The organism is Streptomyces torulosus (genome assembly GCF_001419765.1).
GTDB classification, from domain to species: Bacteria; Actinomycetota; Actinomycetes; order Streptomycetales; family Streptomycetaceae; genus Streptomyces; species Streptomyces torulosus.
On sequence record NZ_LIRK01000299.1, the window covers coordinates 25,150 to 34,590 of the forward strand.

Consider the following 9,441-nt stretch of genomic DNA (forward strand, 5'->3'; position numbering starts at 1 on the left):
GCCATGTCAACCACCCCCGCTGCGGCGGAGCAGCCGCAGAAGCTCCATAACACCCTGAACTGGCGGGACGGCCTCGCGCTGTCCATCGTGTGCGTCAACGGCTTGTTCGTGTCGCTCGGCTACGCCGTCGGTATCCTCGGCGCCTGGACGGCCATCCTCATCTGGGTCGCGGCCACCTGCGTCGGACTGCTGCAGAACCAGCTGTTCGCCGAGCTCGCCGCCATGTTCCCGGACAAGTCCGGCGGCGTGGCCCGGTACGCCATCGAGGGCTGGAAGCGCTACTTCGCCCCACTCGGCGCCATCGCCTCCTTCGGCTACTGGATCGGCTGGTCCCTGTCGATCGCGGTCACCGCCTCGGCACTGGGCGGCATCGTCCAGACCCAGTGGTTCACCGGGTCGACAGGGACCGTCCGCTTCCTCGGCAACCACCTCGGGCTTTCGCACGTGTTCGCGATCGCGGCGATCTGGCTGGCCTGGGGCGTCAACTATGTCGGCATCCGCCTGGCCACCACCATCAACAAGATCACCGGAGTGGTCGTGACCATCGGTCTGGTGCTGGTCGCCGTGCTCGGGGTCGTCCGCGGCCAATGGCACGCCGACGGCCTCGGCTGGGGCTCCGGGCTGACGTTCAGCACCATCGTCGTCTGGTACTACCTCACCGCGTGGACGACGTACGGCGTCGAGATCGGTGCCAGTTTCGCTCCCGAGTACCGGAACCCGGTCCGTGACACCGCCAAGGCCCTCAGAGCCACCTCGGTGTTCATGCTCGTGGCGTTCGTCGCCATCCCGCTCGGAGTCACCGGCACCATCGGGGAGCAGAAGCTGGCCGAGAACCCCATCGCGTACGTCACCGTCGCCTTCGACCAGCTCTTCGGCGGATACGGCTGGATCGGGACGGTCGTCCTGGTGTTGTCCCTGTGGCTGGCGATGATCTCGACGACGGCCGACGGCGGCCGGGCGTTGTACGGCCTGGCCCAGGAGGGCATGACCGTGCGCCAGCTCGACCATCTCAACCGCTGGGGCGTGCCGGGGCGTTCCCTCACCCTCGACGGGATCATCAACACCGCGCACGTGGTTCTGCTGTCCACCCCGGTGGCCATCCTGCTGGCGAGCAACCTTGGCTACATGACCGCCCTCACGCTCGCGGTGGGAGCATTCGTCCTGCTGCGCCGGGACCGACCGCACTGGCCCCGGCCGATCCGCCGAGGTCGGGTGTGGGTACCCGTCGCCGTCGCGATCTTCCTGCTCAACCTGTTCGTCACCGTCTGGGGCGTCACCCATCCTTCCGACGCGGGCTATGGCGGTCCGAAGGAAACGGCCATCGGTGTCGGCATCCTGGTGCTGTCGGTGGTGCTGTTCGCCTACCGGCAGGTCGTGCAGGACAAACGCCCCATTCGCTGGCGTGACCGCGATGACGACAACGGTCAGGAGGCCGGGGCTCCCGGGCCCGACCCGCTGCCCACGGCACCGTGACCACGGCGCCCGGGCCGACGGGCGGCATGCCGCCGGCCGACCAGGAACTGCTGGGGCACCGAGCACTGGCCGATGCCATGCTCGGGGCCCGGCCACTCCCCGAACTGATGATCGTTCTGCACCGTCTGATCGGCGTGCCCGTCGCCGTCCTCGACCACCGGGGCGGGATGTTGGCCGGTGCACCGTCGCGCGCCGAGTGGCCCGTCGAGCAGATCCTTGGCGTCGTGCCCGACGAACGTGGCACGACGGTCGCCGGGTGCCTCGTCCTACCGGTGGATCTCGACGGTGAGCGCGTCGCGGTGTTGAGTGCCCGGTGTGTGGAAGGAAAGGAGCCGCTGCTCGGGTTCGCGGCGGGCCTGGTGGGGATCGAGCTCTCGCGCCGCAACGCCTCCCTGAGCGGTCGGCGCGAGCTCCTGGGGCAGGTACTGGAGGACCTGTTCACCCGGCGTTCCCCGGAGTCGGAAGCCGCACGCCGCCTGGCCGAGTACGGACTCGACACGGCCGGCAGCCATCGTGTCGTCGTCGGCCAGACCGAGTGCCTCCCCGCCCGGCTGAAGACGTTCCCGTGGAACCTGCATCGTCGACGGCCGGGTGGTCCTCGTGGTGCCGGACAACGCGGCCCAGCACGTCGCCCGCCTGTGTCACACGCATCTGGGCAGGCTCGGGGCGCATCCTCGCGTCGGTGTCGGCGGGTGCCACCAAGGCGTGCAGGGCATCCGCATCAGCTACCTGGAGGCGCGCACCGCGCTGCGCGGCGGTGACGGTGTCCGCACCCACCGCCCCCGCGACCTGCCCGCCGTGCTGCTGCTGACCGCCGTGGAGGCCCGGGTACCGCTGTACGAACTGAGCAGCGAGGTCCTGGCGCCGCTGATCGACCACGACGGCAGGCACCACACGGATCTCGTCCATACGCTGCACACGTATCTGCGGACCGGCTGCTCTCCGGCCGAAACCAGCGCCCGGCTGTTCGTCCACCGCAACACGCTGCGTTACCGTCTGCGGCTCATCGAGCAGCTGAGCGGGCAGGATCTGAGCACACCGGCGGCTCAGATGCATCTCTGGGTCGCGACGACAGCCTGGACCTGGGGCCCTGACGCCGATGCCGAGTCCGTACTCACCTGGAGCGTCGGCGATGACCAGTAGCCCGCACCCCGCGACGGCCGGCGGTTCCGTGATCCTCTTCAGCGAGAACGCCGCGGAGAGCCGCGAGTTCTACCGCGCGGCGTTCGGCTGGGGTTGCGACGAAGCCTGGATGACCGCGTGCGGTGTGCGCGTCGCCTGGATCAGACCCGACGACCGCTCCGACGTCCCCAGGCACTGCTGGGTTCCCACCTTCGTGGTCCGCGACCCGGCTGTCACCCGGCACCTCGTTCTGCGGTCCGGTGGCGGTGCGCTCGACGTATTGCGTGAAGGCCGGACACGCTGGGCTGTGCTCTCCGACAGCGAAGGAGTGGCGTTCGCGGTGTCGGACGGCGACACCTCACCTGGCGACCAGCCGGTGGGCGGTCTCGGCTTCGTGGACCTCTACAGCCGGGCCGTCCCCGCCGCCCTGCGCCTGTACGGCTCTGCCCTGGGCCTTCGTCCGGTGGACGAGCCCGTGGACGGTCCGGGTGAGTACCACCTGCTGGTCGCGAAGCGGCGCCCCGTTGCGGGCATCCTCGGCATGGACGACTTTCTGCCGCCGTCCGTGGCCCCGTACTGGTTGCCCTATTTCCGCGTCGACGATCTGGGGCCGGAGGTCGCCCGCCTCGTCGAGCTGGGTGCACGGGTGCGTGTGCCGAGCACCGACACCTCCCTGGGGGCCTTCGCCGTGCTCACCGACCCCCAGGGCATCGCTTTCGGACTCCAGACGCGGGCGTCGGACACCCTGCTGCGCTCTCTCTCCGCCGCCGTCTCCCCGCACGTCCGCGGCGACGGCCGTGCGGCCGAGAGCCGCACGCACGCCTACCCCCGACCGGAGTAGTCCGTGTAGCACTCCACCGGGTCCCCCTCGTAGGTCCACGGCCAAGGCGTCACCAGTCCGCCGACCGCGGAGAAGACCGGGGCGGCGTCGCTGCCGCGGCCCGCCCGGACCAGGGCGTAGGCGAGTGTGCCCAGATCCGTGACGGCTGCCGCGTGACGCAGGTGACCGGGTCGCAGCCAATGGGTTCTGGCCTGGTCCAGCAGCCGTGCGGTGTGCGGCTGCGACCAGTACTGACTCATCCCCAGCGCCTCGATCCCCCCGCTGCTCCTTGCGCGGTGGTACTGCCGCACAGCCGCCGTCAGGGGCAGGCATGCCGTCGGCGCGTCCCACGGCATGACCGCGACGGCATCGTCGAGGAAGTCCCGCAGCGCGGCCTGGCTGCCCTGCTCCTCCGGGGAGAGGTAGCCCAGGATCTGCAGGTGCGCCTCCCTGTGCCATGGATCACGCGCGCGTATCTCCTGCCAGACGGGAGAGAGCTCAGAGCTCGGCCGCCCCAGAAGCCGCAGCGCGGCCAGCGCAGCCACCCACGGTGTCGGATCAGCCGGCCGGGCGTCGGCGGCGACGCGGCAGAGCGCCAGCGCGCCCCGCGGATCGGTCGCCAGTTCGCCCCAGGTGGCCAGCACCAGGGCGTCCGGGTCGCGGGGCCGGCGCTCGCGCCAGCCCCGGGCCAGTGCGGGCGCGGCCTGCGCGAGGACGCCGACCCGGTGGCTGCGGCGGTCCCAGTCGTCCCCGGTGCCGCGCAGGAGCCGTTCCACCTGGGCGATCGCGAGGTCCTGCGGCCCCGGTCCCCGGGCGGCCGCGATGCCTCTCAGCACCCGGCCCAGCGGGACGTCGTCGAGTTCGGGTGCGAGGCGGGGGGCCTGTCGCTTGGGGCCGAAGAACACCATGTCCTGCTCACTGTCTGTGGTGGGCGGCGCGCACCAGCGCGTCGAACAGGGCCTGTTGGGCCGGGTCCTGGTCCGCGGTGTCCTCGGGGTGCCACTGCACCGCCGTGAGCCAGCCGGGGTGTCCGGGCAGTTCGAGCCCCTCCACCGTGCCGTCGACGGCCCGCGCGGTGACCGTGAGCCCGACACCGATGCGGTCGACTCGCTGGTGGTGGTAGCAGGAGGCCTCCGTCTTCTCGGCACCGGTGGCCTGTTCGAGCAAGGTGCCGCGCTGGATCGAGACCGGGTGCACCACGTGCCGGTGCTCGCGGTCGGCGCCGCCCATGTCCTGTTCCAGGCTGCCGCCGAGGGCGACGTTCATCACCTGCATCCCGCGGCAGATCGCCAGCAGGGGCCGCCCCAGGTCGAGTGTCCGGCGGGCGACTTCGAGGTCGAACGCGTCCTGGAGGTCGTCGACGTCATAGACGCTGTCGTGGGTGTCGGTGGCTCCGTAGCGGTGCGGGGCCAGATCTCCGCCGCCCGGGAGCAGCACGCCGTCGAAGCGGGCGAGCCGATCGGCGACGTCGGCCGCCGCCGGGTCGGCGGGGTGTACGCTCACGGGCTCCCCGCCGGCCCGCCACACCGCCTCGATCAGGGCGCGGGCGTTGACCTCTGCGGCATAGCGGAGCGCGGACGTGGTGGCGGCGAACCGGGCCGGAATCGCGATCAGGGGTCGATGAGGCGTCAGGGGTCGCGTGGGCGTCGGGGGGCGCGTGGGCGAAGGGGTCACAGCTGGATCCAGGTGGTCTTCAGTTCGGTGTACTTGTCGATGGCGTGCGCGGACTTGTCGCGGCCGTTGCCCGACTGCTTCATGCCGCCGAAGGGCACGGTGAGGTCGCCCTCCTCGTAGCAGTTGACCCAGACGGTGCCCGCCCTCAGGGCGCGGGAGACCCGGTGTGCGGTGGACAGGTCGGAGGTCCACAGGCCGGCGGCGAGGCCGTACTCGGTGGCGTTGGCCAGGCGTACGGCCTCGTCCAGGTCGTCGAAAGTCAGCACGGAGAGCACCGGGCCGAAGATCTCCTCGCGGGCCAGGCGCATGCCCGGGTCCACCCCGTCGAAGACGGTGGGCCGCAGATAGCTGCCGCCGGTGCCGGTCAGGGTGCGCTCGCCACCGGTCAGCAGCCGCGCGCCCTCCTCGCGGCCGGTGCCGATGTGGTCGAGGACGCGCTCCAGATGGGCCTCGCCGACCAGGGCGCCCATCTCGGTCGCCGGGTCGAGCGGGTCGCCGACGCGCAGCTCACGGGCGCGGGCCACGATCGCCTCGGTGACGCGCTCGGCGACGGAGGAGTGGACCAGCAGCCGGGAGGGCGCGGTGCACATCTCGCCCTGGTTGAAGAAGATGCCCCAGGCGGCGGTGGCGGCGGCCTTCTCCAGGTCGGGGGCGTCGGGAAGGATGATGTTCGGCGACTTCCCGCCCAGCTCCAGCCAGACGCGCTTGAGGTTGGAGTCGGCGGCGTAGCGCAGGAAGTGGCGGCCGACCGCGGTGGAACCGGTGAACGCCAGCACGTCCACGTCCGGGTGCAGCCCGAGGGCCCGCCCGGCGACCGGCCCGTCGCCGGTGACGACGTTGAGGACGCCAGGCGGCAGTCCGGCCTCGGTGGCGATCCGGCCGAGGAGCAGCGCGGACAGCGGCGAGTTCTCCGACGGCTTCAGGACGACCGTGCAGCCGGCGGCGAGGGCCGGGGCCACCTTCCAACCGGCCAGCGTCAGGGGGAAGTTCCACGGGACGACGGCGCCGACGACCCCGGCGGGCTCCCGGGTGACCAGGGCGAGGGAGTCCGGGGCGGTGTGGGGGGACTCGTCGGTGAGTTTGTCGGCCAGTTGCCCGTACCAGCGGAACGTGTTGATCGCGGCCCGCAGTTCGATCTCGTACGCGTCCGTGATCGGCTTGCCCATCTCCAGGCTGATGGTGAGGGCCAGCTTCTCCCGGTGTTCTTCGAGGAGTTCGGCGACGCGCAGCAGGATCCGGCCCCGGTCGCCGGGCGCCAGGTGCGGCCAGGGGCCGGAGTCGAAGGCGCGGCGCGCGGCGGCCACGGCCAGGTCGACCTCGGCGGGGCGGGCGTCGGCGACCTCGCGCAGGACATGTCCGTTGCGGGGCGAGACGACGGTGAACGCGGTGCCACCGCCCGGCTCGTCCGCCCCGTCGATGTGATGGTGGGCGGGCAGGTCCAGGTCCTTGGCGCTGCGCAGGAGGTCGTCGTGGGCGAGGGCCGGCATCGGCTCTCCTCTTCCTGAGTCGGGTGGGCGGCAGGTCGGATCGGTGGCGGGAGTGGGCCGACGACGGCACCAGGGGAGTGGTGCCGCCGTCGGCCGCGGGGCGGGACGTCGGGGTCAGCCCGCGGCGGCGTGGCTCCGTCGGGTCAGCCGAGCCGCGACGAGCCCCAGGGCCAGCACGACGGGCACGGTCAGCTGGAGCCAGAGGGCGGTGGTGGGGTCGCCGCCGATGAGCGTGGTGAAGTTCTCGATGATCAGCCAGATCGCGCCGGCGATGCCGAGCGCGCCCAGGACGGGGGCGATCAGCGTGTTCCAGAGCCGGGTGTCGGCGCGCGAGCGGCGGAAGAAGACGACCACGGACACCGAGGTCAGGAAGTACAGCAGCATGATCGCGAGGACGGCGACCCCGCTGAACCAGGAGAAGAGGGTCAGTACCGGGTCCTTGCCGAGGAGCGCGAACGGGACGACGAGGGCCACCGCGATCACGGTCTGGACGGTGCCGGCGGCCCAGGGGGAGTGACGGCCGTTGAGCGCGGTCAGACCGTGCGGCAGCAGGCCCTCACGGCCCAGCGAGAACAGATAGCGGTTGGCTGAGTTGTGGAAGGCGAGGATGCCCGCGAACAGCGAGGTGGCCAGCAGGATCGGCAGGACGTCGCCGGTCCACGCGCCGAACAGGTCGGCGATCGGGGCGAACACCCAGGCGGCGGCGTCGCCGCTCTCCAGCGCCTTGCCCGCATCCGCCGTCGCCCTGGGCGCGCCGTGCGCGGAGACCAGCATCCACGATGTGAAGGCGAAGAACACGGTGATCACGGCGACCGACACATAGGTGGCCCGGGGGACGGTTCTCTTCGGTTCCCGCGCCTCCTCGCCGTAGATGGCGGTCGCCTCGAAGCCGAACATCGACGCCACCGCGAACATCAGCGCCACACCCGGGGCGCCCTGGAGGGCCGCGTCCGGCGAGAAGCTGTCGGTGAAGCCGAGACCCTCGGGGCCGCCGCCCTTGAAGAAGGTCACCAGGGCGAAGGCGATGAGGATGCTGAACTCCGCGAGGACGAACACGGCGAGCACCTTGGCGCCCATCTCGATGCCGGCGGCGCCCAGCACCTGCACGACCGCCATCGTGACCAGCGCCCAGACCCACCAGGCGACGCCGACGCCGGTGTAGTGCTCGACGAGGCCGCTCATGGTCGCGCCGTACAGCCCGTACATGGCGGCCTGGATCGCGCAGTAGGCGAACAGGGCCACCCCGGCGCTGCCGGAGCCCGTCGACCGGCCGAGGCCCTTGCCGATGTACGTGTAGAAGGCGCCGGCGTCCACGACGTGGCGGCCCATGGCGACGAAGCCGATGGAGAACAGCAGCACCACCACGCCGGCCGCGACATACGCGGCGGGGGCGCCGGCCCCGTTGCCGATGACGACGGCGATGGGCACGGCACCGGCGATGCCGGTGAGCGGGGCCTGGGCGGAGAGGACGAAGAAGAGGATGCCCAGGACGCCTAGGGAGTCGGGCTTGAGCCTGCTTGCCGTGGAGGAACCTTGCGAGGTGTGCGGGGCGACCGCCGTCTGACTGTCCACTCGGATCACCTGTCGGGACGGGGAGGGATGGAGGTTCGTTTCGGGTCAAACGAGTTGCCTTATCGTGGGCTTGAACTATCCGTTTGGCAAGGGGGTGAGAGCAAGATTTTCCACTGGGTGGACACCCCCGTCGCGCCCACCCCTGATCGCGGGCGGGCAACACGACGAGGCCCCGGACGAAACGGCGTCCGGGGCCTCGGAAAGCGCAGGTGGGAGGGCTACTCGGCGGCGTCCCCGCCGTCGGCGCGGCCGGGGTCGCCGTCGGCGTCCAGAAGCCGCAGCAGACCGCGCAGCCGCTCCACGGCGGCGTCCGTGACCTCCGGCTCGCCCAGCACGAGCTGGTGCAGCACCAGACCGTCGAGCGCGGCGAACACCAACCGGACCAGCGCCTGGTCGGCGTCGGCCGGCAGCATGCGGCTCAACTCACGCCGGGTGGCATCGAAGTACTCGTCGTAGAGCGCCCTCAGCTGCGGCAGCAGCTCCGGGCGGCGGCGCGACTCCAGCAGCAGCTCGTACTGGAAGGCCTGCCTCCCGGGGTCCGCCGTGACCATCTCCGACAGGCCCGTCGAGAAGTCGGCGACCTTGCCGGTGCCGGGTTCGAGCGCGCTGACGCTCAGCGACGTGCGGATGGTGTGGGCGAGCGCCTCCTCGATCAGCGCGTCCCGCGAGCCGAAGTGGTGGACGACGAGTCCGTGGGTGACCCCGGCCTCCTCCGCGACGGCCCGGTAGGTGAGCTTGCGCAGTCCGCCCCGCGCCACCACCCGGACCGCGGCGTTCAGCAGGGCCTCCCGCCCCTCGCCGTAGTGCAGGCGCTTGCGCGGCTTCCGGCTCTTGGGCGCGTCGGCGGAATCGGTCATGCCGGTGACCCTACCTGTACGGTTGCGGGCCCTCGCGGGGTGCCCGAGGGGCCCGCCGTACCGCACCGGGCGCCCGGTGCGGCGGCCCGGTGCGGCAGGACGCGGGGCGCGGTCAGCGCCGGGGCGGGCGGACGCCGCGGAACTCCCAGTCGCCGCCCAGCGCCGTGGACAGCACCTCCTCGGACTCGGTGGGCTGCGCGCCGACGTCGCCGCGGATCGGGGTGGGGCCGGTGACGATGTGGTTGGTGAGCCGGCCGAGGCCCTCGACCTCGACCTCGACGACGTCACCGGGCTGGACGGGGCGGGAGTTGGCGGGGGTGCCGGACAGCAGTACGTCGCCCGGGTAGAGGGTGATGGTGCGGGCGATGTCGGCGACGAGGTAGTGCATGTCCCACTGCATCTCGTCGGTCGTACCGTCCTGGACGACCTTGCCGTT

The 9,441-nt window shown here is 71.7% G+C and carries 10 protein-coding genes; 3 read left to right on the plus strand and 7 right to left on the minus strand.

Annotated elements, in window-relative coordinates; all coding sequences use genetic code 11:
* Positions 1–3 precede the first annotated feature (3 nt).
* A complete protein-coding gene (locus AOK23_RS21355) occupies positions 4–1,473 on the plus strand; it encodes an APC family permease (RefSeq protein WP_055714297.1) in 1,470 nt (489 codons plus the stop codon).
* 266 nt (positions 1,474–1,739) lie between these two features.
* On the opposite strand, the gene AOK23_RS21360 is transcribed toward AOK23_RS21355, so the two are convergent.
* The gene (locus AOK23_RS21360; protein WP_157878107.1) at positions 1,740–1,985 is read right to left on the minus strand and encodes a hypothetical protein; all 246 of its coding nucleotides are present in this window, start codon (positions 1,983–1,985) and stop codon (positions 1,740–1,742) included.
* A gap of 79 nt (positions 1,986–2,064) precedes the next feature.
* Between AOK23_RS21360 and AOK23_RS21365 the strand changes: the two genes are divergently transcribed.
* On the plus strand, positions 2,065–2,616 hold the full coding sequence (locus AOK23_RS21365; protein ID WP_055714299.1) for a PucR family transcriptional regulator: 552 nt from the start codon (positions 2,065–2,067) through the stop codon (positions 2,614–2,616).
* Positions 2,606–3,436 carry a VOC family protein gene (locus AOK23_RS21370; RefSeq protein ID WP_055714300.1) on the plus strand — a complete coding sequence of 277 codons (831 nt, stop codon included), beginning with the start codon at positions 2,606–2,608 and terminating at the stop codon, positions 3,434–3,436. The genes AOK23_RS21365 and AOK23_RS21370 overlap by 11 nt, the downstream gene beginning before the upstream one ends.
* On the opposite strand, the gene AOK23_RS21375 is transcribed toward AOK23_RS21370, so the two are convergent.
* From AOK23_RS21375 to AOK23_RS21400, 6 genes are all read right to left on the minus strand, one after another.
* Positions 3,418–4,323: a hypothetical protein gene (locus AOK23_RS21375; RefSeq protein ID WP_055714301.1), complete on the minus strand. Its 906-nt coding sequence runs from the start codon at positions 4,321–4,323 to the stop codon at positions 3,418–3,420. The two genes, AOK23_RS21370 and AOK23_RS21375, sit on opposite strands and share 19 nt — an antisense overlap.
* A 7-nt stretch (positions 4,324–4,330) precedes the next feature.
* Positions 4,331–5,047: a gamma-glutamyl-gamma-aminobutyrate hydrolase family protein gene (locus AOK23_RS21380; RefSeq protein WP_055714306.1), complete on the minus strand. Its 717-nt coding sequence runs from the start codon at positions 5,045–5,047 to the stop codon at positions 4,331–4,333.
* 38 nt (positions 5,048–5,085) lie between these two features.
* Positions 5,086–6,576: an aldehyde dehydrogenase gene (locus tag AOK23_RS21385; protein ID WP_055714302.1), complete on the minus strand. Its 1,491-nt coding sequence runs from the start codon at positions 6,574–6,576 to the stop codon at positions 5,086–5,088.
* A 114-nt stretch (positions 6,577–6,690) separates the two neighbouring features.
* A complete protein-coding gene (locus AOK23_RS21390) occupies positions 6,691–8,148 on the minus strand; it encodes an APC family permease (protein ID WP_055714303.1) in 1,458 nt (485 codons plus the stop codon).
* A 218-nt stretch (positions 8,149–8,366) separates the two neighbouring features.
* A complete protein-coding gene (locus tag AOK23_RS21395) occupies positions 8,367–9,005 on the minus strand; it encodes a TetR/AcrR family transcriptional regulator (protein ID WP_055714304.1) in 639 nt (212 codons plus the stop codon).
* 112 nt (positions 9,006–9,117) lie between these two features.
* A partial coding sequence (locus tag AOK23_RS21400; protein ID WP_206336253.1) for a fumarylacetoacetate hydrolase family protein occupies positions 9,118–9,441 on the minus strand: 324 nt, incomplete at its 5' end.